Source organism: Endozoicomonas sp. 4G (genome assembly GCF_023822025.1).
Taxonomy (GTDB): domain Bacteria; phylum Pseudomonadota; class Gammaproteobacteria; order Pseudomonadales; family Endozoicomonadaceae; genus Endozoicomonas_A.
Window position 1 is genome coordinate 930,629 of sequence record NZ_CP082909.1, and the last position, 26,706, is coordinate 957,334.

Consider the following 26,706-nt stretch of genomic DNA (forward strand, 5'->3'; position numbering starts at 1 on the left):
GAGGGATGTCCTTTTCAAACTCTTACGGTCAGACCGTCGGCGAGAGAGTTTTTATAGGCACGCCAGGCTGGGATCATGCCCAGAATAGTGGCGCAGATAATAATCATTCCAGCCAGTGACCACTCAAAGGTGCCCGGGGCACTGATGGCCAGGTGCAGCCCCAGTATTTGTTGAACAACGGGCTGAAGGGCCAGCAGCAGGCCATAGAGCATAAGGAAGCCCAACAGGGTTCCGGCAACGGCATAAACGACAGATTCAGTAATCATCAGCGTGAAGATATGAACAGGCCTTGCACCGACAGAGCGGAGAATCGCCATCTCTCGCCGCCTTTCGTTCAGGGAGGTGAGAATGGTGGTGAGCATCCCCATCAGACCCGCTAATACCACCATCACGGAAACCGCCAGTAATGCCTTTTCGGCGGTGCCCACCAGTTGCCAGAGTTCCTGAAGGGCCACACCGGGCAGAATAGCGGTCATGGCTTCCTGGCGGTATTCGTTTACTTTCCTCTGGTAACGGAAAGCGGCAATACGGGATTTCAGGCCGACAAAATAGGCGGTAACACTGGCAGGCTGAAGATCCATGGCCTCTGCTTCTTCAGCGGAAACTGAAAATGCGGCAATGGGCGGAGCGCCATTTACCCAGTCGATGTGCAGGGCTTCCATTCCCTCAAGGGAAATCATAATCACCCTGTCAGTGGGAGTACCTGTGGGTTTGAGAATACCTGAGACCGTGAAAGGTTTGTCATCGTGGGGTAGCAGGCTCTTACTTTCTACGCCGTGGCTCAGAATAATGTCGTCACCGACTTTATAGCCAAGCCTGGCAGCGACTTCAGATCCAAGTACAGCGTCGTACAAGGTATTAAAAGGTCGACCTTTGGACAGTTGCAGCGACTCGTCATCACCGTATCGGAAATGATTGAACATGCCATGGGTGGTGCCCACTACCCGATAACCGTGGTGGGAGTCACCCAGGGAAATGGGTACAGACCAGGCGACGTTGGGGTCAGAAGTTAAATCCTGATAAGTTTCCCAGGTGATGTTGTTGGTGGCATTGCCAATATGGAAAACAGAATACAGCAGAAGATTCATAGAGCTGCTTCTGGCACCCACAATCAAATCGGTACCGGCAACGGTGTTGGTAAAGCTGTTTTTGGCTTCGACCCTGATACGCTCAACCCCCAAGAGCAGGGCGACGCTGACAGCAATGGAGAAGATTGTCAGCAGGGCTGTGGTTTTCCGGTTTTTAAGACTCTTTAAAGCCAGACTTAAAATCGACATCATTTCACCTTTATTGCTTTACTGGGGCAGCTTTGCTGGCCCGGTTGATTTCATTGAGTGCAATGGTGCGATCAAATAAAGGTTCAAGACTCCGGTCATGGCTGACGAACAACAGAGTGTCGCTGGCTGCTTCACATTCTGCGAACAGCAGTTTGATGAAAGCTTCCCGGGTGTCTGCGTCCAGGGCTGAAGTGGGCTCGTCGGCAATGATCAGGTCAGGTTTGCCAATTAACGCTCTGGCGGCTGCTACCCGCTGCTGCTGTCCAATACTCAGTTCTGTGACCGGGCGATGCAGTAAGGCGTCGTCCAGTTCCAGGTGCTTGAGAAGACGCCTTGCTTCATTCTGCTCACTGCTGGCAATACTGGTGAGATGGTTTTTGCGCTCTTTGGCAAAGCTCAGGGGCAGAGTGACGTTCTCTATCACAGAGAGATAGGGAATCAGGTTGAACATCTGAAAAATAAAGCCAATATGATCAGCACGGAAGCGATCACGTTGTACCGGGGATATGCGACTAATGTCGTTCCCCAGTATTTTGACCTGTCCCCGCTCTGGTGTAATAACGCCGCCGAGCAGTCCCAATAGCGTGGTTTTGCCGGAGCCCGATGGGCCACAGACAAACACCTTTTCGCCTCTGGATATCGTTAATTCTGGAATGTCCAGAACGGGTATTCCAGGTTTCCAGCTGAACTCGACCGCATTGAGTTCAATCAATTGAGAGCGGGAGTCAGTCATCTTAGAAACGAACCTCTGGCGTGCTCTTGGTCATTTCCGCAGCCGTCTGACCTTTTTGGGTAAAGCCCTGAACGCTTAAGGATTCGCTGCGTTCGAACTTTTCAAAGATTGAGGTGCTGATGGTGTTTAGCTGACTGACGTTACCACATTGAAAGACATAGGTGGCAGAGATGTCCATATGACCGCCATGTCCTTCATGGCTGAGGTCGTGATGGGCATGCTCATCATGATGATGGTCGTGTTCGTGATGCTTGTGTTCATCGTGATGATCGTGTTCGTGATGGTCGTGATGTGCGTGCTCATCATCATGATGATGATCGTGTTCGTGATGTCCGTGCTCGTGATCAACAGAGCTTGTTGTAGCCTTGGCACTGACCAGTTTGCAGGAAGCGGCAGGGGTCATGCTCCAGAGGCTGGCGGCTTCCAGCTTGTTCAGGGCTTCATGGAGCTGGTGGCGTTGTTTATCGGTGGTAATGGTCTCAAAGCCCAGCACATCGTTGGCCGGCATTTTCAGCTCCAGGTGAACTTCGGACCCTTCGACGGCAAAGTTCAGTTCGCCATGTCCGTGAACATGAGCGTCAACATGACGCGGCTCTCCATTGGCGGCAGAAGCAGTCAGGGATAGAACACCGCAGGCGATACCGGCAGCCAGCTTGGTAAAAGTGTGCATAATGTCACTCGTCGGGTCATTTATTTGAAAAAATGGAATACCGCACAACCAGTCAATAAACGACAGCAACCAGACCGAATCGGAGGGGATTCGGCCTGTGTCTGTGGGCAGTGTTTATCAGGCTGATTGTTAGCATTCCGTCGCGTGTTGTCGCCACGTGAGTTGTAAGCCCCGCTGGCCGTCATACCATGGTTTTAAGCAGGTTACGACGGGTCAGCCAGGAAGTCATGAATACAGCCAGCAAGTGCAGGCCAACAAAATAGTAAAGGCCATTCACCAGCATGGCATGCCATTCGTAGACACCGTGCTCAAAGCCGAAATCGGTATCCTGCAACCACCCGGTAAACGCCGCCAGGGCCAGGGTAATCCACATCAGCCAGACAGCCATTGCTCCCAGTGGGTTGTGGCCTTTTTCTCCTGGTTGTCGGGTTTTCAGCTCATGAAGATGCTGTTTAATGCCCGCAAAAGAGGGCTTGATGTCCCTGAGGCGAGCGGGTGCAGGGGCAAACGTCAAACCGTAGAGCAGTCGGAGTGCTACCAGCGCAAGAATCATCCAGCCAGAGTACTGGTGATACTTATCGCAGCCATCAACCAAAAAATGGTTACTGAAAAAAAGAGCGGCAACCGTCCAGTGAATCAGCTGAACGGTACGTGGCCACCGGAACCTGTCAGACATCGAACTTACTGTGGTATTTCTTTTTGATGTCATTCAGTTTTTTCATTTTCTGCTTGGCCAGATCCAGATCTTGCTGATCAAGGGCAGCCTGAACACCGGCCAGACCGGTCAGCAGTTGATCGATGCCTTTCTGGAATGCCTCTGGCGAGTCAGAGTAGCCGTTTTGTTTGGCATTTTCTGCATGTTTACGAAATTCGGTTACGTAGTTTTGCAGGTCTTCAAGGGTTTTAGCTGAGCCAGAGCGTTTGAAATTGAAGCCCATTTTTTTCATTTCAGCGTTCAGCTGACTGGCATGGCCTTCCTGGTGATCAGCAGAAGCCGGCGTCGACGCCATGAAAGTAGCAGACAGTGCCAGTGGTATAAAGAGGGTTTTGACCAGTGATTTCATGTTAATTTTCCGTATAGAAATTGAGCAGGCGTATCATAATAATTCCGCTAAGAAATAAGAAGACTGGTTGTATCAAACTTTACAATGCATGTCATAAAAATATCTAAATCTTTTCAGACATTTTTTTTACTGGCATAAAATTATACTTTGCTTATCGCTTCAATCATTGATGGGGTATGGGATGCGTTTGCTTTTAGTTGAAGATAGCAGGGAGGTCGCCGGTGTTATTCTCGATTACTTTGAGAATACCGGCCATGAGGTAGATTATGCTGCCGATGGCAAGGGCGGCCTGAATCTGGCCAGTGAAAACAGTTATGACATTATTATTCTGGATGTGATGTTACCCGGTATGAATGGTTTTAAGGTCTGCCGGGCCCTTCGTGAGCAGGGGAACAGTACGCCTGTGTTGATGTTGACGGCAAGGGATACCACCGATGATACGCTCCAGGGATTCTCAGAAGGCGCTGATGACTATCTGATTAAACCGTTTGATCTGAAAATTCTCGATGCCAGAGTCCAGGCTTTGGTGCGTCGTAATTCATCGTCGGCCTTTAAAAAGGAGCTGTCGTACGGTCAACTTTCTCTGGATTTGGGTAGTCGTGCTGCCATAAGGGACAGTCAGTCCATCGGTTTGAATCCGACCTGCTTCAAGATTTTGAAAATTTTGATTGATAAGGCGCCGGAAGTCGTGACCCGGGACGAGTTGATTTACGCCATCTGGAAGGATGAGCCACCGGAAGGGGATACCCTGAGAAATCATATCTATCAGCTCAGGGCGTCAGTGGATAAACCGTTTGAGCAGGAGCTTATTATCACGGTGCCCAAGGTGGGATATCGTTTGAAGGAAGCGGTTTGAGTTTGCGTTAAACTGCTCCCCATTCTGCCAAACTGCGAGTAGTCTAGGCGCTTTTGCTGTGAAGGAAACTGTCTGAATGTTTGACTCAAAAGCAATGCCTCCTTCTCTGCGTATGCAGATAACAGTGCCTATTTGTATTTGCCTGATTTCAATTCTGCTGGTCAATTTTTTAATTTTTTATTCCGTGCTTCACTACGTCGAGGATTCTGTCAGCATTCGCCGGGCTGAGTTCTTGCAAAGTTTTGCATTAGACAGATATAGAAGTGGGGCAAAGGGGCCTCAGGTGCTGGATCACCTGACCACTGCCTACGACCGTTACGAATCCATACCAAAGCATGTCACGAAATACTTTGATAAAAACTGGCGTGGTGGGGAAGATTTTGACGACGTCGCTAATGGGGACTCGGTTTTTACGGTGCTGGCCAAAGAGGAGATCATCAATGGTGAGAGAAAAACTCTCTATATCGTTGAGAACAGTACGCCTGTCACTATGACATTGAGTATGAAAATCACCTTGACGCTCGGTGTTGTACTGTCCTCCCTGCTGATATTGATCAGCTTTTATCTCATCGTGAGACGGCTCTCAGAAAATGTCTCAAGGCCTTTTAATGACCTGGCTCGATTGATTGATCAGGGGAGTACCGACGATCTATTGCCCCTGTCAGAAAAAGGCCTGCATTCGCAAGAGCAGTTAAGGCTGGTGCAGGCTTTGAATGATTACCGCCGACGTATTCATTTGAGTATTGAGAGAGAAAAATCCTTCAGTCGATACGTCAGTCATGAACTAAGAACGCCGCTGTCTGTCATCATGGGAGTGGCAGGGCTGCTTGAGATTTCTAACGCGCCGGCTTTTGTCGAGAAGCAGCGACTCAGGCTGGAAAGAGCCTGTCGTGATATGACCGATATCTCGGAAACTCTTCTGAGTCTGGTCAGGGAGCAGAAGGCCAGTATTCAGGCCAGCAGCATGATTGACCGACCATTTATTGAACAGTTGGTTGAAGAGAATAAGACGCTGCTACAGGGCAAGCCGGTGGCTATCAGCATTGATGCCGGGGAGGAGTTGGTGCTCAATGCACCGGATACCATGATCCGGATTTTGCTGGGTAATATCATTAAAAATGCTTTCAGTTATACCCAGGAAGGCGAGGTTTCTATTCATCTCACAGATTCCAGTCTGGAAGTTCTGGATACCGGACCTGGCCTGAAAGAAACAGCAGGCAATCTCGAAGGGCATGGCCTGGGGTTGATGATAGTGAATGACATCTGTCGTCAGAATGGTTGGTCGTTTACGTTGCAGGATCGTGTCTCGGGCTCTGGTTGTCAGGCTTTGCTGGTATTCAGTAAAGGGCATCAATCCTGATGCCCTCTGGGGGTGGCAGTTTATTGTGTTTTCCCCGTTGCCAGACTATCCCCTTGCTCTTTCCACTCTTTCAAGCCTCCTTTGAAGTGCATGATATTGGTATACCCTTTGGCTGTAGCAAAGTCAGCACCGGTAAACCAGGCTGTGCACTGTGGGCCACCGCAATAAACAACAATGGGGTAGTTTTTCAGCACAGGAAGTCGGCGCTCCAGAGTGGCCCGGTCTGCCAGTGAATAGGCGCCCGGCAGGTGACCCTTGGCGTAGGTCTCAGCTCTGTTGGTATCAAGAAGAAAGACTTCGCCGGCATCTATTGCCTTGCGCAGTTGGGTGTAGGATATGGCTGGGTAGTGCTGATTGTAGGCCGCCAGCCTGTCTTCGGTTGTGTTTTCTGAAGCGACCACAGAGGTGCTGAACAGGATTACGGCGCAGGCTAGCCTGCGAGGGTTTCTAAACCATGTACTGAGCATGGGGTTTCTCCGGTTTACTGCTAAAGCCAAGAGTATAGATGGCTCATCGGAAGTGTGTGCTGTTGGGCACCAGTTGGCAGAGCTATTGTGTGATCCCGAACTGATATTTGAAGGCAGCCAGTCAGACAGTTTCGCCATGATCGCTTTTTGACACTACTGATGCAGTCAGAGTTGATTATGAGCAGTACCACTGAGGAAAAAAACTATGTCCAAGAGAATCAGAAGCAGAAAGCCGACCCATCCCGGTCAGATTGTAAAAAAGGATGTGCTTGAGCCTTTGAACCTTTCGGTCACTGACGCGGCAAAAGTTCTGAATGTTTCCAGAAAGCACTTATCCGCTTTCGTGAACGAACGAATACCATGCAGTAAGGATATGGCCAAGCGGTTGGCTATTGCTCTGGGTACCTCTGTAGATGTATGGCTCGGAATGCAAAATGCTCTGGATATTTGGGAAATGGAAAACAGCAATGATGAGTGTTATCTGGCTGTAGGAAAACTGGCTACCAGCTGAACCGGCAAATGAGCAGGCTGTCTGCTGAGGTGGTTGGGAAGCACAGTAAGCAGATCTGATAAATACCTGCTACGCTAGCCAAAAAAACTCAGTAAGTAGGTTTAAAGCATGAGCAAAAGTAAAATTACAGTGACCATTGATGACGAACTGCTACGGCGGGCGCGAGAGTTGAATATTAATATTTCTTCTGCCGCTGAACAGGGCATTAAGGCTGAAGTCAGGCGTTTGGAGGAAGGGCGTTTGAAAAAGATTTATGACGAAGCGGGACGAGAAATTGAAAAATGAAAGAAAGAAACAGGCTTATTCAGTGAAGGAGTTAGGTTATTCTGATGGTATAGTTTGATATTTTTACTGCAATTGTCGTAATTGTGACGATTACGGCATCTATGGTAGGTCTGCTCCTCTGAATTATTCCGAAATGATATAAATTCTTCAAATAAGCGCCTCTGCTATAGATGATACTTAAATATATAACGAAACAGACTGAAAAATTGCAGAGGAAGCAGGGATGTCAATAGAATCAGGTTCAATAGGGGGGCAGAGTCCGATACAGACGGGTCATCAGGGCTCTCAGGGTATTGAAGAGGGATCCGGGCAGAAAGCCCAAGGCCTTAATCGCAGTATTGAAGCGCGTAATCAATCGAATTATTTGTCTCCATCTTCCCCAGAGCGCAGCGGATCGCATCAGTCAGTCCCTCCAGATACTTCACTTCATGAAAGAAAGAGCGAAGTGGTAGACGGTAAAAAACACTTGGAAAAAGAATCATCAGGCTCTGCCAGCCCGGATAAAGTCAATATCAAACGAGTCTTGAAGCAAAAGGTGGCTCATATTTACGGCGAGTTGAAACGTTTCTTCAAGAACGAAAACTGGAAGCCTGTGCCACGGGAATTGATTGATGGTATTCGCAATAAAGGTTTGAAGCAGGATCTCACCACCAGAAATAACAAGGTAGAGCAATTGGCCGAGCTGAAAGGAAAAGCCAATGCTCTGGAGAAAAAACTGGTGGATTTTGATAAAAAGTACGCCAAGTCACTGGAGCTTTACGACAGTAGGCAAGCCCCTCCTAAAGAGGGTAAGTTTCCAGCCCCGGATGGAAATACCTACGACTTTTCCAAGGCCGAACTTTATAATGAGCGAAAAGTCATGCTGAGTCATTTCAGAGCCGCTTTTGAAAATGATGCCGGTTTTCAGAGTTACGACTCTGATATAAAAGAGTTAAGAAGTACACAAGACCAGAGAGTCGAGTTGAAAGAGGAAATCAAAGAGCTGAGTCGAACCCTGAAACCAAGGATTGATTCAGCGGCATCGGAGAAAGCTGATCTCCGTCACCAAAAACTCGACCGCCAGATAGAGACTATTGAAAAGAAGGCTAGTGGGAAAATTAGCCAGAAATTCAACGAGTACCGGGCAGAAATAGAAAAATTGAGCAAGGCGGTAATAGACAAAAAAGAAGAAATGGCTGTCCAGAAAAGGGAGCATCAGCATAGAAGGGACTTTGAGATCCCGGCTTTGAAAGCCAAGATTAACAGGGTCAAAACCATGAGCCGAGAGCGGCTTGCTGAAATTAATGACAACAAGCTATTGACCCCAGAGCAGAAGCAAGTGGTCAAAGAGCGGGTGTTAGGATCACTCAATAAGCAGAAAAAGAAGCTTGAGGCAGAGTTACAGGCTCTCAAAGACAAAGTAAAGAGTTATCCCGAGGACAGGGCTGCGCTAAGGAGAGAGTACTACGATACTATTTATGCCAAGGCTGAGGCCAAACAGGGTAAGGACTTCAAAAAAGATATAGATGCAATCACCAGGGGGCAGAAAATAGAAGAAAAAGAAGTGCGCGAAGAGCGCAAAGCCATTCCCGGGGAAATTGAAAAGGAACGCGCTGCACTCAGAAAAAGCCTGCAGGGCAGAATGAACTCTACCGGAATTAAAAATCGTTGAACCAGTCTGCCGTCAGGCAAACTGGTTCTGTTGACTCAATGATCAGTGACCCTTCAAGGCAAAAATGCCGTTAGCATTGCGCCAGTAGCCTTGGTAGTCCAGTCCATAGCCAAAGATATAACGATCTTCAATTTCAAGACCTGAGAAATCCGCTTTGAGACCGGGGCGTGCTTTGCGATCGTGCAGTTTGTCAACCAGAACAGCCGTCAGAACGCGCCTGGCACCCTGTTCCCGGCAGAAGTCGACAATAGAGTCCAGCGTGTGACCCTCGTCAAGAATATCATCCACGATCAGAACCGTTCTGCCTTTCATGTCCTGTGAAGGGCGCACTTTCCAGTCCAGACGACCACCGGTCAATTGATCGCGGTAGCGGGTGGCATGCACGTATGAGGCTTCCAGGGGGAACTGCAGGTGAGTCAGCAGCTTGCCGGTAATGACCATGCCACCATTCATTACGCAGTAAACCAGCGGGTTGCTACCGGACAGTTGTTCAGTAATTGCACTGCCCATGTTTTTGATGGCGGCTTCTATCTGTTGTTCATTGTACAGGCAGTCAGCCTCGTCGAGGACTTGCTGGATATGGTCGAGATCAACAGACATGGGTTGGGAGCCTCGTTGTAATAACAGTAACGGATCATTGACCAAAGCCTGATTTTTCAGGTGCTGTCTGGTGAGCAGACACTGAACCGGACACCAGACACTGGACAAAAATTGAACCATAGAAAAAAGAGGGCAACGATACCGACATTAGCTGTGAACGGCAAGTTGTAGCTTCACTGGGGTTTGCTGTGAGAAAAACTTATAGGTAGGTGGTAAAGGCTGTGTAAAAATGGAAAGGTTTATGCCCGTGAAATGGGTAGGTTCGGTATTTAAGTGAAAGGCATCGGTAACTGACATGAGTGTACATGAAATCAAGCACCCTCTGGTACAGCACAAGCTGGGTATTTTGCGTACCAAAGCTATCAGTACGAAAGGATTTCGGACACTGGCTAATGAAGTGGGCTCACTGCTGACTTATGAAGCAACCAAAGACTTTGAACTGGAAGACCATGTGATTGAGGGCTGGGCCGGAGATGTCACGGTCAAGCAGATCAAGGGTAAGAAAATTACCATTGTCCCAATCCTCAGGGCAGGTCTGGGTATGATGGACGGAGTGCTGGACCTGGTGCCCAGTGCCAGGGTCAGTGTCGTAGGTTTGTATCGCGATGAAGAAACCCTTGAGCCGGTTCCCTACTTCGAAAAGCTGGTTAAGGATATTGAGGAGCGGATGGCCCTGGTGCTGGACCCCATGCTGGCTACCGGTGGCTCCATGATTGCCACGATTGATATGCTCAAGAAAGCCGGTTGCAGGGAAATTCGCTGTCTGGTGCTGGTAGCGGCTCCGGAAGGTATAGAAAAAGTACTTTCAGCGCATCCGGATGTCACCATCTTTACGGCCTCGGTGGATGATTGTCTGAATGAGCATGGCTATATCATGCCGGGTCTGGGCGATGCCGGAGATAAAATCTTCGGAACAAAATAATACAGAGAACATTTTCTATTAAGGGACTGATTATGAACCTGACCGACGATGAAATGCCAGTATGGCGACAGATGCTGATGGGCGGACAGATGCTGTTTGTCGCCTTCGGTGCCCTGGTGCTAGTGCCCCTGTTGACCGGGCTGGATCCCAATGTCGCTTTCTTTACTGCTGGCATTGGTACTCTGATATTCCAGTTGTGTACCAGACGACAGGTGCCTATCTTTCTGGCCTCTTCTTTTGCCTTTATTGCGCCCATCACATTCAGTATTGAAAGCTGGGGGCTGCCTGCAACCTTGGGCGGTATGGTGGCAGCAGGCCTGTTTTATGTGCTGCTCAGTTTCATTATTCGCCTGCGGGGAAGCGGTATTCTTTATCGACTGTTTCCTCCCGTAGTAGTGGGCCCGGTGATTATGGTTATTGGTCTTGGGCTGGCACCTCTTGCCGTTGATATGGCCAGTGGTGGTGCCAATCCTGCGATTGATCCCGATACTTCCCTGTTGCTGGCGGGGATTGCCCTGGTAACAACACTGTCTGTCGCTACTATGGCTGGTGGTATCCTCAAGCTGATTCCTATTATGTGTGGTATCAGTGCGGGCTATATTGCTGCGTTGTTTATGGGTGTTGTCGATTTTCAACCGGTGATTGATCGTCCATGGTTTGCTATTCCTGCGTTTACGGCCCCGGAGTTTAACTGGAATGCCATCCTGTTTATGGTGCCCGTTGCTATTGCTCCAGCCATTGAGCACATTGGCGATATGCTGGCGATCAGTTCCGTCACCGGTAAGAAATATCTGGAAAAACCCGGTCTGAAAAATACCCTGATGGGCGATGGTTTTGCCACTTCTGCTGCGGCCATGCTGGGCGGTCCTCCCAATACCACCTATTCAGAAGTCACCGGTGCCGTGATGCTGACCAAAGCCTTCAACCCTAAAATCATGACCTGGGCTGCTATCATCGCTATTATCGTGGCGTTTATCAGTAAAGTCGGTGGCTTTTTGGCGACGATTCCAACCCCGGTGATGGGTGGCATCATGATGTTGTTGTTCGGCTCTATCGCTGTTGTGGGCCTGAGCACCATGATCAAGGCTCAGGTGGATCTGAGCAAGCCACGTAACCTGGTGATTGTCTCCGTTGTCCTGGTGTTTGGTATTGGTAATCTGGCTTTGTCGTTTAGTGAGTTCACTCTGAAAGGCGTCAGCCTTTGTGCTATAACGGCGGTGTTGCTCAACTTGATCTTGCCTCATGCGGATAAAGAAGATCGCTTCCAGTCTACAAGCGTCAGTGATTCATAAAATTCTGGCAAATGAATCTACATTGTATGCACCTGGATGTGTATACAATGTGTCTATGGTGAGGCTATGGAAATTGAGGCGGAAATAAAGAAATGGGGTAATAGCCTGGCCCTTCGATTATCTGGGGCAATGGCTGAAGTGCCGGACTTTTCTGTCGGCACAAAGGTTTGTGTCAGTATTTCAAAAGACGGACTGGTGATAAAAAAAGCAGTAAAAGAAAGCAAGAAGTTGAACCTTCCCTATAGTGAAAAATCCTTGCTGAGAGGGTTAAACCCTGAAACAGTTCATGCCGATGAGCTGGCTATCCTTTCTGAAGCTGAGTCAGGCTCCTAGTATGGCGGATTACATACCGGGCAGGAAGGACATACTCTGACTGGACTTTGAGCCAACAAAAGGCAAAGAAATAGGGAAATACCGACCAGCTTCAGTGTTGTCTGGCAGGGATTATTCAGGTGATCTTGTTGGCACCGCTTAACTGACACTGATCCTGCCCAGCTTGGCATCCGATTCAAACAGCATGGATTCCGCTTCATCCAGATCATTGGCAACGGGAATGTATCGGGTGATACCCGTCAGTTCCAACAGTGAATAAATGGGTCTTGAGACATTGCACAGGGTGAGGCTGTGAAGCAGGGTTAATGTACTTCGGGTGTTGAGCAATACCCTCAGGCCTTCACTGCTGATGCTGTATAACTGTGAGCAGTCCAGGATCAGGTGGCGATTACCTTCAAAGGTCGCCGCTTCGATGGCGCGATCTAGCATGTGTGAGGTGATGGCGTCCACTTTACCCTGGACTTCCAGCAGGGTGTAGTTGTAATGATCTTCCAGATTGATGGATAGGGCCATGTTATAACTCCTTTAAAATGGCTGCTTTGTTGCAGGACAGTTGCAGGACATCTTAAGGACTGCCGGAGGCAAGTGTTATAACAAGGCTGACAGTATGGCTGACTTTTTCTGATTGATTTCTGAGTAATAAAAAAGGGGTGAAGCATCACCCCTTTTTCTCAGCTCTTATGTTTTACGGTTAGCCCGCGTTGAAGTACGTCTCAGAGCCCGGTCCAACGGGCAGGCCCAGAGCAAAGACCCAAATAAAGAACAACAAACTCCAGCCAATCACAAAGAACATGGAGTAGGGCAGCATCATGGAAATCAGAGTGCCAATCCCCAAATCTTTCTTATACCGTGAAGCAAAGGCCACGATCAGTCCAAAATAACTCATCATCGGCGTGATGATATTGGTGACCGAGTCGCCGATACGGTATGCCGCCTGAATGACTTCAGGAGCGTAGCCTACCAGCATCAGCATGGGCACAAAGATAGGCGCAGTAACGGCCCACTGTGCGGAAGAGGAGCCAATCATCAGATTCACAAAACCGCACATCAGGATGAAGACGATAAACAGCAGGGGGCCGGTCAGGCCGATGCTCTGAAGGAACTCGGCACCCAGTACGGCAAAGATGGTTCCAAGATTAGTCATGCCGAAGAAGGCGACAAACTGGGCAGCAAAGAATACCAGGACAATGTACATGCCCATGGCGCTCATGCTCCTGGACATAAAGTCGATCACGTCCCTGTCATTCTTGATGGTGCCTACGGCTCTACCGTAAACAAAGCCGGGAATGGCAAAGAAGATCAGGATCATGGCAACAATGCCTTTCAGGAATGGCGAGCCTGCAACAGCGCCTGTTTCAGGGTGTCTGAGTACGCCCCATTCGGGAACAATGGTCAGAGCCATAACGCCGGTTACCGCCAGTAAAGCCAGTCCGGCCCGCTTCAGACCGCGCTTCTCAAGGTCGGTGACCGCTTCCATTTTGTCATTGGAAAGATCAGCAGAGGCTTCAGTTTCATTGTACTTGCCCAAACGAGGTTCAATGATCTTGTTGGTGACCAGAGTACCGATGAAAGTAATCAGGAAGACACTGACTGACATGAAGTACCAGTTGGCTTCCGGGCCTACGACATAAGTCGGGTCAATCATTTTGGCCGCAGCTTCAGTAATGCCGGACAGCAGTGGGTCGACGGTTCCCAGCAGCAGGTTGGCGCTGTAGCCACCGGAAACACCGGCAAAAGCCGCAGCCAGACCGGCCAGAGGGTGTCTTCCCAGCGAGTGGAAGATCATGGCAGCAAGGGGAATCACTACCACGTAGCCCAACTCGGAAGCGGTATTGGACAGAATACCGGCAAACACTACGATCATGGTTACCGTATTGCGGGATGCCTTCATAACCAGAGAGCGAACCAGGGCGCTGAGTAATCCCGAGTGTTCTGCGATCGCTACCCCCATCAGTGCTACCAGCACGGTGCCCAAGGGAGCAAAGCCGGTGAAATTGCTGACCAGGCTGGTCACAATCATTCGCAGGCCTTCACCGTTTAACAGATTGACGACATGAATCATGCCGTCAGCTGTGCGACCAGCAGCGCCTTCAGGACGGGGATCAATAACGCTCAATCCCGCCCATGAGGCGATGCCGCTGATGATCACAACACTCACAGCGAACAGGGCAAAGAGGGTGATAGGATGGGGTAACAGGTTTCCCAGCCACTCTACAGTGGCAAGAAAACGATCAAAGGCGGTGCGATTATTATTGGTGTTATTTGCATCGCCTGTTGGGAGAGTTTCGGACTTGTACGACATACTTCCGCTCCAAACAGTTTGTAGTTGGTTTTGAGCCAGCGTCTTTACTTTTGGTTATGACACTGGCCTGTTCATGAGTAACACCTGTGCGCTAAATGGTTGTAGTTATTCAGCAAATAAGTGCGACGGATAAGTCAGGCAAATGACCCTGACAAAAAGATACGCTGGAGTACATTCCCAGCAAATCGGTCGGAATAATACCTTGAAACAGGATTTTTATACAAATTTAGCTATAAAGGTTTAATTATTTATTCTTCTTAATTCTTAATATAAAAGACGGTGGTCAATTAAGTCGAAGCGCTTTTGCGCCTGTGTGGGCAGGTGGTGGGAGTGATTCAGGGGTTTATTATAATTAGGATTTAGTTTTGCAGACAGGTAGAGTCAGCATGGACGCTTGGAGCATCAAACCTCACACCGACACTCAACCACCCAGACCGATGGATGCCAGTACTGCCTCCCACTCAAGGGTCGTGTCAACCAGTTCGGTAAAGTTCAATACTCGCAATGTGACAAGGGCAGACAACCCTCCTTGTAAACTGACGGTTTATCTCGAGTATGGGCACAGCTTTGTCAGGCTTGAAAACAAAGACAGGGAGGTAGATATTGCCCGTGGTCTCTACCCAACGAAGGCTGTTGAGCAGGGAGTGCCAGAAGTAGAGATAGAAGAGCCTGACGGGTTCGAGCGCGCCCCACTGTACGGGTTTTTAGCGACCGGAGGGATTGTTAAGTCAGCAGGCAGTAAGCCCGAGGGAGTTATTTCATCAGCTATTGGGTCTGGCGATAGGTTTTATCAATTGAGTTCCATGGGTGAGCGGGGAAGTGTGATTGATGAAGTCATAAGCTATCGCCAATTTAACGGTATTGACGATATCCCTAAAGTCACTTTTTTCATTTCTCAGAAAGAGGCTTTGGAGGTCGAGAAGTATATCTCACAGTATTCCGACGCCTGTGAAAAAAAAGAGGACAGCTGTGCCTATCAATTGATTGGCTTTAACTGCGTTGATTTCGCTCAGGAAGCCTTTTCAAAAACCGGTTATCCCGGCCATTATATTCAATACTTTACACCTTCCCTTCTGGGTCAGGGTGTGGGTTATGCGACACTCTACGCAGGCAGCTATCATCCTGTGATAAAAACGACCGCTTCGATAGGTGGAACACTGATGCTGGCAGCTCTGGTGGTTGAACACACAGTGCCCAAACTGAAGGAAACTGTCAGACGTGTCGGCAGCTGGATGTGTGGTTGGGTGTGGCCTGAGCAGCAGGCGGTTGCAGCGACACAGGTGGATGAGAGTCAGTTAAAACAGCTTCATAACAGCGTTCAATCCAGCAACTTATCCTGTGAGACATTCTGGGAAAACTATAAGCAAAGAGATGCCAAAGCGAAACAGTTAATCAGCGACAGTGTTGATCTTCAGGCACGCTTTTATGATGTCGACACGCTGATCAAAAGGAAAGGTTATAACGGAAGTCATCAGTCGTATATATTTCAAGAGCTGCAAAGTATTCAGGACGGTTTCACCGAATTTTTCAGGCAGGCTACTGATATGAAGAATGTCCAAAACAGCAGGCAGTAAGTGGATTATCTGAACCAGATTCATTACCTCCCCCGATTTGTTCCTCTGTCTTCTCTGAGAGCTTCTATCCTGTACATTTGATTTTCCAATGAGTGAGCAAGCTTGATGAAAGAGTTCAGTTCCCTTCTGGCTTTGCTATTTGGGTTGAGCGCCTTTGCTGTTGCCGATTTAACTATTCTGGGAACGTTATAAGAAAAGAGGTGTCTGAAAAGCTGATGATATGAAGAAGACTCAGAAGATTAGGGAGAGCTGACATGGATGCAGGACGTAATAAACCTCAGGCAGAGGTTCTGCTTACCACGCCGATGGATATCGGTAATATTCCTCAATACCCGGTTATGACAAGTCGTTCGGCAACTTTTAATACTCGCAATGTGACAAGAGAGGATAACCTGCCTTGTAAACTGACGGTTTACCTGGAATGTGATCATGGCTTTGTCAGGCTTGAAAACAAAGAAAGAGAAATAGATATTGTCCGTGGTCTCTATCCAGCTCGGAGTGTTCGGCGGACACTGCAGCGAGAAGGTAGGAATAATGGTCTTCTTGATGGTCTTCTAGACTACCTATTTTATGCTGAGGTTCCTCCTGTTGATCCCTCGCCAGAACATGAAAAGCCAGATCCTATAGATGAAGTTCCCGTGCATCGCGTTGCTCATAATCAGTGTCCTGTGGAGCAAATTCGCGATTTTGGGCGGGCTCGCAGATTTTTACCGGCGTCAGCAGTGTCTGGAGGGGTCAGGTTGGCGGGTAGTACACTTCGGGAGCGGGCGTCCTGGGGTATTGGAGTTGGCACATATTATCTATATCAAAGCCTTACCGAAAAAAAGCAGGGAGTTGTGGCAGATGAAGCTGTGCTCTATCGACACTATTACCGTACCGATATTAATCATATTCCCAAAGTTACTTTCTTTATTTCTCAACAGGAAGCCTTGGGGATTGAGAAGCATATCTCAGAGTATGACGATGCTTGTAATAAGGGAGAGGAAAGTTGTTCCTTTAGAACGTTTGGATTTAACTGTGTTGATTTTGCCCAGGAGGTTTTTTCAAAAACCGGCTATCCCGGGCATTTCATTCAATATTTCACACCTTCAGATCTGAATCAGGGTGTGGCGTGCCAGGCGACACTCTACGCAGCTAGCTATCATCCTGTAGTCAAAAATACCGCTTCGCTAGGTGGAACACTGATGTTGGCTACCGTGGTTGGCAAATACGTGGTTCCCAAGCTGACGGAATCTGCCAGAACTGTCGGCAGCTGGATGTGTGGTTGGGTGTGGCCTGAGCAGCAGGCAGTTGCAACGACACAGGTGGATGAGAGTCAGTTAAAACAGCTTCATAACAGCGTTCAATCCAGCAACTTATCCTGTGAGACATTCTGGGAAAACCATAAGCAAAGAGATGCCAAAGCGAAACAGTTAATCAGCGACAGTGTTGATCTTCAGGCACGCTTTTATGATGTCGACACGCTGATCAAAAGGAAAGGTTACAACGGAAGTCACCAGTCGTATATATTTCAAGAGCTGCAAAGTATTCAGGACGGTTTCACCGAATTTTTCAGGCAGGCTGCTGATATGAAGAATGCCTAAAACAGCAGGGAGTGAGTGGATTATCTGAACTAAATTCAGTACTCCCCTGATTTGTTTCTCTGTCTTCTCTGAGAGCTTCTATCCTCTACATTTGATTTTCCAATTAGTGAGCAAGCTTGATGAAAGAGTTCAGTTCCCTTCTGGCTTTGCTATTTGGGTTGAGCGCCTTTGCTGTTGCCGATTCAACCTCGCAGTGTACTTTTGGAAAACGACAAAGAATGGAGTCTATTCCCGTCTACACCGGCCCTCCCGTGGTGTGTCCCTTGAATGCCTTTGATCAGTGTTCGCCTCTCAAGCTGTTGACCTGGAATGTGAACCTTATGACTTCCTATGACTTGTTCGAGTTCCTGATGTGGTGGTTTGGTGGTCAGGACATGAATGACCCGGAACTAAGGGCTCAGGAAATTACTCAGTACCTGATCGAGAAGGATTATCATATTGTTGCGCTCCAGGAACTAGCTGATCAGCATCTTAGAGATGTGGTAAATAAAGGCATGAGAGAGGCGGGTTATTATATGACACCTGTTTTGGGTGAAGGGTGGAAATGGCTGCTTTATGGCAGGCTATTCAATGGCGGAGTTGTGGTTTACAGCAAGGCACCGATTCTGGAAATGCGTGAATTTGTCTTTCCAATGCCGGCAGGGAACCAAGGCTGGTGTGCCGTTGGTGCCTGGTATATCAAGGTGCCCACTTACAGTGGCAATCTGCATGTGTTTGGTCTTCATTTGCAAACGATACAAACGGATAGCGAGAATGAATACAAAGGCCTGATCAGGCACTATGGCTACCTTGAGGAGATCAAGAATCAACTCGATATACCCAGCCATGAAGCAGTTATTTACATGGGAGACTTCAATTCCGATGCAGGCAGACAGGGCGGAGAAGCTGGAGGAGATCAATATTTTCAAATGTTACTGGAAACGCTGGTTAGCCGTCAGGTGGCCAATTTTATCAACAGCTCTCTGCCGTATTCCTTTGATATCCATGATAATGCAATGGCCAAAGGAAAAGGCCCTAAACAGAGTACCCTGGATTATATTCTTTGTGATAAGAGAAATGTTTGTCCGGTGAATGGTTACATGAATATTCTACAGGCCAATCAATCATGCACTCGGTTAGGTGTGCTTTCTGATCATTATCCTGTTGAAGGTGTCGTGTATTATATTAAGGATTAACTCTGGTTCCCATGCTTTTAGGCCCTGTGGGTCCCAGCATGGGAACGAGTGGTTGCATCGGCCAGCGGCTATCAGGCGTCCAGCTTCTTCTTGAGAATCTGGTTAACCATGCCCGGATTAGCCTTGCCTTTTGAAGCCTTCATGGCCTGACCCACAAAGAAGCCGATCATCTTGCCGCGTTTTTCAGGAGGTGCAGCGCGATAGTTTTCTACTTGCTGGGCGTTGGCAGCAAGCACTTCATCGATCATGGATTCAATGGCACCGGTGTCGGTTACCTGTTTGAGGCCTTGCTTCTCGATGACTTCATCAGCATCGTTGCCTTCACGGTTCCACAGGGCTTCAAAAACCTGCTTGGCGATCTTGCCCGAAATGGTGTTGTCCTTGATGCGGGCAATCAGGCCTGCCAGCACTTCAGCAGAAACAGGGCTCTCTGAAATGCCAATGTTGTTAGCATTCAGGGATTTGGAAACTTCACCCAGCACCCAGTTGGCCGCCAGCCTGGTGTCACCACTGATTTTCGCAGTGGTTTCAAAGAAAGCCGCTGTCGCCTGATCGCCTGACAGAATTTCAGCATCCACTTCACTCAGCCCCAGGTCACTGACAAAGCGGGCTTTTTTGGCGTCTGGCATTTCTGGCATTTCCGCACGGAGTTTTTCCAGACGGCTATCTTCGATCATAACCGGCAGCAGGTCGGGGCAGGGGAAGTAACGGTAATCGTTGGCTTCTTCCTTGCTGCGCATGGAGCGGGCTTCACCGGTGTCGCCGTTGTAGAGACGGGTTTCCTGAATGACTTTGCCACCGTCTTCTATTAGATCAATCTGACGTTCCACTTCTTTCAGGATCGCGGCTTCCATGAACTTGAAAGAGTTCAGGTTCTTGGTTTCAGTACGGGTACCAAGCTCCTGCTGGCCTTTTGGACGTACAGAGACGTTTACGTCAAAGCGCATGGAACCCTGTGACATATCACCATCGCAGATGCCCAGCGTGGTTACGATGGAATGCAGCTTTTTGGCAAAGGCTACCGCTTCTTCGGCGTTACGCATATCGGGTTCTGTAACAATCTCAATCAGCGGTGTGCCGGCACGGTTCAGGTCGATACCGGACATGCCGTGATAATCTTCATGCAGGCTCTTGCCGGCATCTTCTTCCAGATGAGCGTGATGAATGCGAACGGTTTTAGTGGCGCCGTCTTTCAGGGTGATCTCAACGTGACCCGCACCGACAATGGGCTTCTCCAGCTGAGTGGTCTGGTAGCCTTTTGGCAGATCCGGGTAGAAGTAGTTCTTGCGTTCGAAAACGTTCACCCTGTTGATTTCAGCATCAATACCCAGACCAAACTTGATGGCCATGTTGATGGCTTCTTCGTTCACCACTGGCAGAACCCCCGGCAGGCCGAGATCGACAGCACAGGCCTGAGTGTTAGGCTCGGCGCCGAAAGCGGTAGAGGCTCCAGAGAAGATCTTGGTTTTTGTGGCAAGCTGAACGTGAATTTCCAGCCCGATAACGGTTTCCCATTGGGCAGTGGGCAGTGGTCGGTGGTCAGTGGTCAGTTGACTCGGAGTTGTTTGAGACACTTTTTAAATCCTCGAAATGTAATCCGTGGCAGATTGTGTCTCAGGAGCTAAGCCTGAGGCGCAATCTGCTGTCCACTGTTAACTATTAACCGGGAACTGTTGGTGAAAGTCGGTGGCCTGCTGGAAACGGTGGGCGGCGTTCAGCAGTCGGGACTCATCAAAGTGACGGCCAATCATCTGTAAACCGACCGGGCGGCCATTGGCCATTCCAGCCGGAACCGACATGCCGGGCAGGCCCGCCAGATTCACAGACAGGGTGTAAATATCGGACAGATACATGGCTACAGGATCGTCGTTCTTCTCACCAATGTTGAAGGCAGAGGTCGGAGCGTTAGGGCCCATGATGATGTCACACTGTTCGAAGGCATTTATAAAATCATCACGAATCAGGCGACGAATCTTTTGTGCTTTCTTGTAGTAGGCATCGTAGTAACCGGTGGACAGTGCGTAGGTGCCCACTAAAATACGACGTTTGACTTCTTCGCCAAAACCTTCACTGCGGCTGCGCTTGTACATATCCATCAGGTCTTCAGGGTTTTCGCAGCGGTGACCAAAACGGGCGCCGTCGAAGCGTGAAAGGTTGGAAGAGGCTTCAGCCGGTGCAATGACGTAATAGGCCGGTATGGACAGCTCCAGGTTCGGCAGGCTGACTTCTTTTACCTTGGCGCCCAGTTTTTCGTACTCGGCAACGGCATCACGTACACGTTGTTCAACTTCAGAATCGAGACCTGTTGAGAAATATTCTTTTGGCAGGCCAATGGTGAGACCTTCCAGGGAATCATTCAGATTTGCTGTGTAATCGGGCACTTCACGATCAAGGCAGGTGGAATCACGGTGATCAAAACCTGCCATGACGTTCAGCATCAGTGCCGCATCTTCGGCGGTTCGGGTCATTGGGCCCGCCTGATCCAGGCTGGAGGCATAAGCAATCATGCCATAACGGGATACACGACCGTAGGTAGGCTTAAGACCTGTGATGCCACAATGAGAAGCCGGTTGGCGAATAGAGCCGCCGGTATCAGTACCGGTGGCACCGGCTGCCAGGCGAGCCGCCACACAGGCGGCAGAACCACCGGAGGAACCGCCGGGAATGGCTGTGCTGTCCCAGGGGTTTTTTACAGCACCGTAGTAGCTGTTTTCGTTGGAGGAGCCCATGGCAAATTCGTCCATGTTGGTTTTACCCAGCATGACAGAGCCGGCTTCTTTGAATTTACCGGTGACGGTTGATTCATAGGGGGCTACAAAATTGTCCAGGATTTTCGAGCCGCAGGTGGTTTTAACACCTTCTGTACAAAATAGATCCTTGTGGGCCAGTGGAATACCGGTTAATGCTGAAGCGTCGCCTGTTGCACGACGTTGGTCGGCAGCTTTGGCTTGTGCCAGTGCCAGTTCTTCGGTCACTGTGATGTAGCTGTTGTAGCGGCTGTCCAGCTGTTTGATTCGATCGAGGTAGAGCTGGGTCAGCTCAACACTGGACAGTTCGCCGTCGGCCAGGGCGCGGCTTTGTTCTGAGAGTGATTTATCGTACATGATTCTGGGTAATCGCTTTAAAAACAGGGTAAAGGGTTGAGGTTGTTGGCAGTAAGCCGACTCACTCAATTACCTTGGGAACCAGGAACAGCCCGTCTTCAGTGGCCGGTGCACAACTCAGCAGTTGCTCGCGATTATTTTCTTCGGATACAACGTCTTTGCGCAGGCGCGCAGTGGCATCTAATGGATGAGCCATAGGTTCCACGTTGTCGGTATTCACTGTCTGCATCTGGTCAACCAGTTCGAGAATGCGACTGATGGTATTGGCGGTGGTCTCTACCTGGCTGTCATCTATGGATAATCGTGCCAAATGGGCAACCTTCTGAATTTCAGAGGCATCAACGGCCATGGCTATCTCCGGATTCGGGCTTTAAAAAGCGGTCATAACCAGCTCTCTTTGCCTGCTTTTTGAGGCAAAGCGAGCTGGGTGTGAGAAATAAAGGCTAAATGTATGGGGTATGGAGGTGAATCTCAAGGTGTGGGCAAGATTAATTTGAGTCGGAACCACAAAGACAGCCGGTCTTTCTGGTTCCTTTTACGTGGCTATGCTTTACGTAACGTAGCTATGCTGTTTGCACCTGAGCTTCGAGTTGCTGGACTAATCCGGGTGCCAGTTTCAGTTGTCTCGCCAGTTCCTGAAGATAGGCTTTCTCCATAAAGTTTTGTTCATCCACGACCAGAAGGGAGGCAAGGTAGACCTCAGAAGCTTCTTCGGGGCTGTACACTTCATTGGCGATTTCTGCCGGATCAAGAGGCTTTTCCAGTTCCTGTTGCAGAAAACGATTCATTTCTGCAGTGGCTCCCTGTAACTCGAAAGCTTTCTGGATTCTTTCCTTTTCGCTGTCGTCGACATGACCATCCGCCTTGGCTGCGGCAATCATCGCCTTTAGAATGACCCGGCTTTGCTTCTCTTCATTCTCTGGCAACAGTTGCATACCGCTGCTGTTTTGCTGGCTGCCTTCAGACTGATTGGCTTTCCAGTTCTGATAGGTCTTCAGTGCTAATGCCCCCAGGGCCGCAGCACCACCTACTCCGACGGCTTTACCTGCTACTGAGCGACCCTTTTTGGAACCCAGGAGTGCAGAAATTGCTCCGCCGGTTAAAATGCCCTTGCCCATACCAGAAAGCATTGAACTGTGCTTGCTGTCTGAGGATTTTCCCAATTTGCTTTTACCCAGGGAAGAACCTGAGTTCAGAACTTGATTCAATAAACCCTTAACATCCATAACGGCCTCCCGTTCAGGCTCTATTAATAACTGGGTTTACTATACGTGAGTTCAGCTCTCATAACATGATTAGGCAGAGTAAAGGTTTGTTAGCATCGGGTAAGGGGGTTGTGGGGGGGGGCGATCTTTCCGGGTTATGTGTATAAAGTGTGAGTGACGTGTAATTTTTGATGGCGTGTCAGGGAGCCGGTAATAGCCCGGGAAATGCGCCGCGAAGATTGGCGATTTTTGATTTTATTTCGAAATTAATGAATGGCAGCCATTGAGAACAAAGGCCATCTGCATTAGTTTAACCTATGGTCTGTGTTAAATAGCTTGTGTGGCAACCCCTCATGTTAGCCTTCAATTGTCCCGGCTGGACCGGTTGGACCGGTTGGACCTATAGAGTTTGGTCAATTGCTGCTTGCTCTGAGTACTGTGCGTTGATAGAGTTTGCGACATTTAAAGAAAGCCTTGAATCAAGGTAATACAGAAAATGCTGAAAAGGTTACGGGGTCTGTTTTCCAGCGATTTATCGATCGACCTGGGAACGGCCAATACGTTGGTCTATGTCCGTGAAAAGGGAATAGTCCTGAATGAGCCCTCGGTTGTGGCTATTCGAAACTTGGGAACACAGAAAAGCGTGGTGGCAGTCGGAGCTGATGCCAAGCGTATGTTGGGAAGGACACCTGGCAATATTACTGCCATCCGTCCCATGAAAGACGGTGTGATTGCAGACTTTGATGTCTGTGAACGGATGCTTCAGCATTTTATTAACAAAGTGCATGAGAACAGTTTTATTCAGCCCAGCCCCCGGGTGCTGGTCTGTGTCCCCTGCAAGTCCACCAAAGTTGAGCGCAGGGCGATTCGTGAATCTGTTCTGGGTGCCGGTGCCCGTGAAGTTTACCTGATTGAGGAGCCCATGGCGGCCGCTATTGGTGCTGGCTTGCCAGTAGAAGAAGCCAGTGGTTCCATGGTGGTTGATATTGGTGGTGGTACTACCGAGATCGCCATTATCTCACTGAGCGGTGTCGTTTATTCTGAGTCAGTCAGAGTCGGCGGTGACCGTTTTGATGATGCTATCGTGACCTACGTTCGTCGCAACTATGGCAGCCTGATTGGCGACTCAACCGCCGAGCGTATCAAGCAGGAGATTGCCATTGCCTACCCCAGCGATGAGTTGATGGAAATCGACGTTCGTGGTCGTAATCTTGCTGAAGGTATCCCGCGTAGCTTTACCCTGAACAGCAGTGAAATTCTGGATGCCCTGCAGGAATCCCTGAGTGCCATTGTTCAGGCGGTTAAAAGTGCTCTGGAACAGTCCCCGCCGGAACTGGCCTCTGATATTGCTGAGCGTGGCCTGGTGTTGACCGGTGGTGGCGCCTTGTTACGTGATCTGGATAAACTGATCAGTGAAGAGACCGGTCTGCCCGTGCTGGTGGCTGAAGATCCGCTAACCTGTGTTGCCCGTGGCGGTGGCCGGGCTCTGGAAATGATGGACAAGCATCGTATGGATTTACTGTCCACCGACTGAACGTCAGTGGGTGTGTTTCCAGCCAAGCTACAGGCCAGGCAACAGGCCAAGCGGTTTCCGCCTGGCCTGTTGTCGTGAGTGAAGTTTGTATTTTTGTAAAATTAAAAGATTGAGTTCTGTGCACATCACAGGAGCCAGCCATTAAACCGATATTTAGCCGGCAACAGTCTCTGGCGACGCGTTTTGTTTTTTTGTTGATTATTTGTATTGCGTTGCTGTTTGTTGATCACCGTTATCATTACCTGTCTACTGCCCGCTCCTGGCTAACCATGGCGGTTACCCCGCTGCAGTGGGTCTCTGATCTGCCCTCCCGGGTTTTTAGCACTGCCGATGAACTGGTGACGTCCCGAACTGAGTTGTTGGAAGAAAATACCCGACTGAAAGCCCGTAACCTGATTCTTGAGCAAAAAGTTCAAAAGCTGGCATCACTGACGGCTCAGAACCTCCGTCTTAAGGAATTGTTGAATTCATCCGAGCTGGTGGACGAGCAGGTACTGGTGGCTGAAATCATTGGTGTTGATCCAGACCCCTACGTTCATATCGTGACCATCAATAAAGGTTCTGGCGATGGGGTTTTTAGAGGTCAGGCCATTGTTGATGCCCATGGCGTTATGGGGCAGGTGATTGCCGTTAATCCGGTCAGTAGCCGGGTAATGCTGGTGACAGACACCGCCAGCAGGGTTCCTGTCCAGGTGAATCGCAGTGGTTATCGTGCCATCGCTGTAGGCACCGGCAGCAAAGATTCTGTGGAGCTGGTTCATATCCCCGATACTGCGGACATTAAAGAAGGTGATCTTTTGGTGAGCTCGGGCCTGGGGCAGGTTTATCCGGTGGGTTATCCCCTGGGCAAAGTCAGGAAAATAGAGCGCACACCGGGAGAGGCGTTCGCCAAGGTTGAAGTTCAGTTGATGGCCGAAGTCAACAGAACCCGGTTTGTGCTGCTGGTGTTCCGTTCCGATGAAGAAGCAGTGCCGGAAGCGTTGCCTGAAGCGTTGCCTGAAGCAGGTCGGGAGGAGGGCTCATGAGTATTCAGAAAGCCAATGCTCACTGGGTTGTCTGGTTTACCCTGCTGGGTGCTTTCCTGTTGAGTATTGTCCCTCTGCCCGCGTGGGTTTCCGTTGCCAGACCCTCCTGGGTGGCGATGGTGATGCTCTACTGGATTTTGTCTCTGCCGGAGCGGTTCGGATTATTTTTCGCTTTCTTCACCGGTTTGCTGATGGATGTCGTGGTGGGAACCCCTTTTGGTCAAAACTCTATGGGGTTGTTATTGGTGGCGGTGATTGTGCTCAGTCTGCACCGTCGTCTGAGAATGTTTCCCTGGTGGCAGCAGTCTTTCGTAGTGTTTGTGATTGTCGGCTTTTATCAGCTGCTGAATTTGTGGATACGCAGCGCCTTGGGCAGAACCCCACCAACACTCTGGTATTTGGCTCCGGCATTCACCAGTGCTGCATTTTGGCCATGGGTGTCTGCTCTTTTAAGGTCGTTGCGGCGAAACTTCAGAGTTACCTGATGGTTATGATCTATCTTGCCTCCCAGTCACCCCGTAGAAAGGAACTGCTCCAGCAGATCGGTATTGCCTTTGAGCAGATTCATTCCGGGATTGATGAAACGCCGCATTCGGGCGAAGCTCCCGAAGCTTATGTTACCCGAATGGCTGAACAAAAAGCGCTGGCGGGCTGGCGCCAGCTAACTTTGGATCGCTTGCCTCTGGGGCCTGTGCTGGCAGCGGATACTTCAGTGATCCTGGGAATGAAAATACTCGGTAAACCCGAAAATGAGCCGCAAGCCTGTGATATGCTGTTGTCATTAAGTGGGAATAGCCATGAGGTATTCACAGCTGTTGCGATCACAGATGGTGATAATCTGTCCGTAAAAGTATCCAGAACCGTGGTCAGAATGACTGCTTTTGACCGGAAAGTGGCTGAAGCCTACGTGGCTACCGGCGAACCTATGGATAAGGCTGGCGCCTACGGTATCCAGGGCAAAGGAGCCGTTCTGGTCGAAAGCATAACGGGAAGCTACACCGGTGTGGTGGGCTTACCCGTGAAAGAAACCGCAGACCTGCTTCAGAATCTGGGCATCAGCCCATGGCACCCTCAGTCAGTAAAAAACTGATCGGAAAGAATCTCGGGAGACTGTACAACAGCTTCCCTGTCGGGTCGTGTTACCTGCGATCTGGCAAAACGTTTTCAAGTATTTCAAGGGGAA

The 26,706-nt window shown here is 49.4% G+C and carries 28 protein-coding genes; 15 read left to right on the forward strand and 13 right to left on the reverse strand.

Annotated elements, in window-relative coordinates:
• Positions 1-14 precede the first annotated feature (14 nt).
• From K7B67_RS03475 to K7B67_RS03495, 5 genes are all read right to left on the reverse strand, one after another.
• Positions 15-1,280, reverse strand: a complete 1,266-nt coding sequence (locus K7B67_RS03475) for an FtsX-like permease family protein (RefSeq protein ID WP_346658249.1) — start codon at positions 1,278-1,280, stop codon at positions 15-17.
• 7 nt (positions 1,281-1,287) lie between these two features.
• Entirely contained in the window at positions 1,288-2,010 is a 723-nt protein-coding gene (locus tag K7B67_RS03480; RefSeq protein ID WP_252178987.1) for an ABC transporter ATP-binding protein, read from the reverse strand.
• 1 nt (position 2,011) lies between these two features.
• Positions 2,012-2,680 carry a DUF2796 domain-containing protein gene (locus tag K7B67_RS03485; RefSeq protein ID WP_252178988.1) on the reverse strand — a complete coding sequence of 223 codons (669 nt, stop codon included), beginning with the start codon at positions 2,678-2,680 and terminating at the stop codon, positions 2,012-2,014.
• A 181-nt stretch (positions 2,681-2,861) separates the two neighbouring features.
• A complete protein-coding gene (locus tag K7B67_RS03490) occupies positions 2,862-3,389 on the reverse strand; it encodes a cytochrome b/b6 domain-containing protein (protein ID WP_252178989.1) in 528 nt (175 codons plus the stop codon).
• Positions 3,349-3,744, reverse strand: a complete 396-nt coding sequence (locus K7B67_RS03495; RefSeq protein ID WP_252178990.1) for a cytochrome b562 — start codon at positions 3,742-3,744, stop codon at positions 3,349-3,351. The genes K7B67_RS03490 and K7B67_RS03495 overlap by 41 nt, the downstream gene beginning before the upstream one ends.
• Before the next feature lie 181 nt (positions 3,745-3,925).
• Between K7B67_RS03495 and K7B67_RS03500 the strand changes: the two genes are divergently transcribed.
• Complete coding sequence (locus K7B67_RS03500; RefSeq protein WP_252178991.1) at positions 3,926-4,600, forward strand: response regulator transcription factor; 675 nt, start codon at positions 3,926-3,928, stop codon at positions 4,598-4,600.
• Positions 4,601-4,676: 76 nt separating this feature from the next.
• Positions 4,677-5,960, forward strand: a complete 1,284-nt coding sequence (locus tag K7B67_RS03505) for a HAMP domain-containing sensor histidine kinase (protein ID WP_252178992.1) — start codon at positions 4,677-4,679, stop codon at positions 5,958-5,960.
• Positions 5,961-5,980: 20 nt separating this feature from the next.
• Here K7B67_RS03505 and K7B67_RS03510 read toward each other — a convergent pair whose 3' ends face one another.
• The gene (locus K7B67_RS03510; protein WP_252178993.1) at positions 5,981-6,427 is read right to left on the reverse strand and encodes a rhodanese-like domain-containing protein; all 447 of its coding nucleotides are present in this window, start codon (positions 6,425-6,427) and stop codon (positions 5,981-5,983) included.
• A 205-nt stretch (positions 6,428-6,632) separates the two neighbouring features.
• Here K7B67_RS03510 and K7B67_RS03515 point away from each other — a divergent pair, with 205 nt between their 5' ends.
• The 3 genes from K7B67_RS03515 (at position 6,633) to K7B67_RS03525 (ending at position 8,874) form a co-directional block, all read left to right on the forward strand.
• The gene (locus K7B67_RS03515; RefSeq protein WP_252178994.1) at positions 6,633-6,938 is read left to right on the forward strand and encodes a HigA family addiction module antitoxin; all 306 of its coding nucleotides are present in this window, start codon (positions 6,633-6,635) and stop codon (positions 6,936-6,938) included.
• Positions 6,939-7,046: 108 nt separating this feature from the next.
• Complete coding sequence (locus K7B67_RS03520; protein ID WP_252178995.1) at positions 7,047-7,223, forward strand: type II toxin-antitoxin system CcdA family antitoxin; 177 nt, start codon at positions 7,047-7,049, stop codon at positions 7,221-7,223.
• Positions 7,224-7,446: 223 nt separating this feature from the next.
• Positions 7,447-8,874: a hypothetical protein gene (locus tag K7B67_RS03525; RefSeq protein WP_252178996.1), complete on the forward strand. Its 1,428-nt coding sequence runs from the start codon at positions 7,447-7,449 to the stop codon at positions 8,872-8,874.
• A 42-nt stretch (positions 8,875-8,916) separates the two neighbouring features.
• Here K7B67_RS03525 and K7B67_RS03530 read toward each other — a convergent pair whose 3' ends face one another.
• The gene (locus tag K7B67_RS03530; protein ID WP_252180518.1) at positions 8,917-9,474 is read right to left on the reverse strand and encodes a hypoxanthine-guanine phosphoribosyltransferase; all 558 of its coding nucleotides are present in this window, start codon (positions 9,472-9,474) and stop codon (positions 8,917-8,919) included.
• A 295-nt stretch (positions 9,475-9,769) separates the two neighbouring features.
• On the opposite strand from K7B67_RS03530, the gene upp reads away from it, so the two are divergent.
• The 3 genes from upp (at position 9,770) to K7B67_RS03545 (ending at position 12,021) form a co-directional block, all read left to right on the forward strand.
• Positions 9,770-10,396 carry a uracil phosphoribosyltransferase gene (gene upp / locus K7B67_RS03535; RefSeq protein WP_252178997.1) on the forward strand — a complete coding sequence of 209 codons (627 nt, stop codon included), beginning with the start codon at positions 9,770-9,772 and terminating at the stop codon, positions 10,394-10,396.
• 32 nt (positions 10,397-10,428) lie between these two features.
• Positions 10,429-11,688 (forward strand): uracil-xanthine permease family protein, encoded by a 1,260-nt coding sequence (locus K7B67_RS03540; RefSeq protein ID WP_252178998.1) that lies wholly within the window; start codon positions 10,429-10,431, stop codon positions 11,686-11,688.
• A gap of 66 nt (positions 11,689-11,754) precedes the next feature.
• The gene (locus tag K7B67_RS03545; RefSeq protein WP_252178999.1) at positions 11,755-12,021 is read left to right on the forward strand and encodes a hypothetical protein; all 267 of its coding nucleotides are present in this window, start codon (positions 11,755-11,757) and stop codon (positions 12,019-12,021) included.
• A 138-nt stretch (positions 12,022-12,159) separates the two neighbouring features.
• Here K7B67_RS03545 and K7B67_RS03550 read toward each other — a convergent pair whose 3' ends face one another.
• Complete coding sequence (locus K7B67_RS03550; protein WP_252179000.1) at positions 12,160-12,534, reverse strand: STAS domain-containing protein; 375 nt, start codon at positions 12,532-12,534, stop codon at positions 12,160-12,162.
• A 178-nt stretch (positions 12,535-12,712) separates the two neighbouring features.
• A complete protein-coding gene (locus K7B67_RS03555) occupies positions 12,713-14,323 on the reverse strand; it encodes an AbgT family transporter (protein WP_252179001.1) in 1,611 nt (536 codons plus the stop codon).
• Between the two features lie 386 nt (positions 14,324-14,709).
• Here K7B67_RS03555 and K7B67_RS03560 point away from each other — a divergent pair, with 386 nt between their 5' ends.
• The 3 genes from K7B67_RS03560 to K7B67_RS03570 all read left to right on the forward strand — a co-directional run bounded on the left by K7B67_RS03560 (position 14,710) and on the right by K7B67_RS03570 (position 18,655).
• Positions 14,710-15,897 (forward strand): hypothetical protein, encoded by a 1,188-nt coding sequence (locus K7B67_RS03560; RefSeq protein WP_252179002.1) that lies wholly within the window; start codon positions 14,710-14,712, stop codon positions 15,895-15,897.
• Positions 15,898-16,151: 254 nt separating this feature from the next.
• Positions 16,152-17,480 (forward strand): hypothetical protein, encoded by a 1,329-nt coding sequence (locus tag K7B67_RS03565; RefSeq protein ID WP_252179003.1) that lies wholly within the window; start codon positions 16,152-16,154, stop codon positions 17,478-17,480.
• A gap of 119 nt (positions 17,481-17,599) precedes the next feature.
• Positions 17,600-18,655: an endonuclease/exonuclease/phosphatase family protein gene (locus K7B67_RS03570; protein ID WP_252179004.1), complete on the forward strand. Its 1,056-nt coding sequence runs from the start codon at positions 17,600-17,602 to the stop codon at positions 18,653-18,655.
• 71 nt (positions 18,656-18,726) lie between these two features.
• On the opposite strand, the gene gatB is transcribed toward K7B67_RS03570, so the two are convergent.
• The 4 genes from gatB to K7B67_RS03590 form a co-directional block, all read right to left on the reverse strand.
• Entirely contained in the window at positions 18,727-20,229 is a 1,503-nt protein-coding gene (gene gatB, locus K7B67_RS03575) for an Asp-tRNA(Asn)/Glu-tRNA(Gln) amidotransferase subunit GatB (protein WP_252179005.1), read from the reverse strand.
• Positions 20,230-20,307: 78 nt separating this feature from the next.
• A complete protein-coding gene (gatA, locus tag K7B67_RS03580) occupies positions 20,308-21,759 on the reverse strand; it encodes an Asp-tRNA(Asn)/Glu-tRNA(Gln) amidotransferase subunit GatA (protein ID WP_252180519.1) in 1,452 nt (483 codons plus the stop codon).
• A gap of 61 nt (positions 21,760-21,820) precedes the next feature.
• Entirely contained in the window at positions 21,821-22,108 is a 288-nt protein-coding gene (gene gatC, locus K7B67_RS03585) for an Asp-tRNA(Asn)/Glu-tRNA(Gln) amidotransferase subunit GatC (RefSeq protein WP_252179006.1), read from the reverse strand.
• A gap of 214 nt (positions 22,109-22,322) precedes the next feature.
• Entirely contained in the window at positions 22,323-22,985 is a 663-nt protein-coding gene (locus K7B67_RS03590; protein WP_252179007.1) for a tellurite resistance TerB family protein, read from the reverse strand.
• 475 nt (positions 22,986-23,460) lie between these two features.
• Between K7B67_RS03590 and K7B67_RS03595 the strand changes: the two genes are divergently transcribed.
• From K7B67_RS03595 to K7B67_RS03610, 4 genes are all read left to right on the forward strand, one after another.
• A complete protein-coding gene (locus K7B67_RS03595; RefSeq protein ID WP_252179008.1) occupies positions 23,461-24,498 on the forward strand; it encodes a rod shape-determining protein in 1,038 nt (345 codons plus the stop codon).
• Between the two features lie 149 nt (positions 24,499-24,647).
• Complete coding sequence (mreC, locus tag K7B67_RS03600; RefSeq protein ID WP_256484853.1) at positions 24,648-25,523, forward strand: rod shape-determining protein MreC; 876 nt, start codon at positions 24,648-24,650, stop codon at positions 25,521-25,523.
• Positions 25,520-26,008, forward strand: coding sequence for a rod shape-determining protein MreD (mreD, locus tag K7B67_RS03605; RefSeq protein ID WP_252179010.1), 489 nt, complete (start codon positions 25,520-25,522; stop codon positions 26,006-26,008). Before mreC ends, mreD begins: the two co-directional genes overlap by 4 nt.
• Positions 26,008-26,613 (forward strand): Maf family protein, encoded by a 606-nt coding sequence (locus K7B67_RS03610; RefSeq protein ID WP_252179011.1) that lies wholly within the window; start codon positions 26,008-26,010, stop codon positions 26,611-26,613. Before mreD ends, K7B67_RS03610 begins: the two co-directional genes overlap by 1 nt.
• The last annotated feature ends 93 nt before the right edge of the window (positions 26,614-26,706 follow it).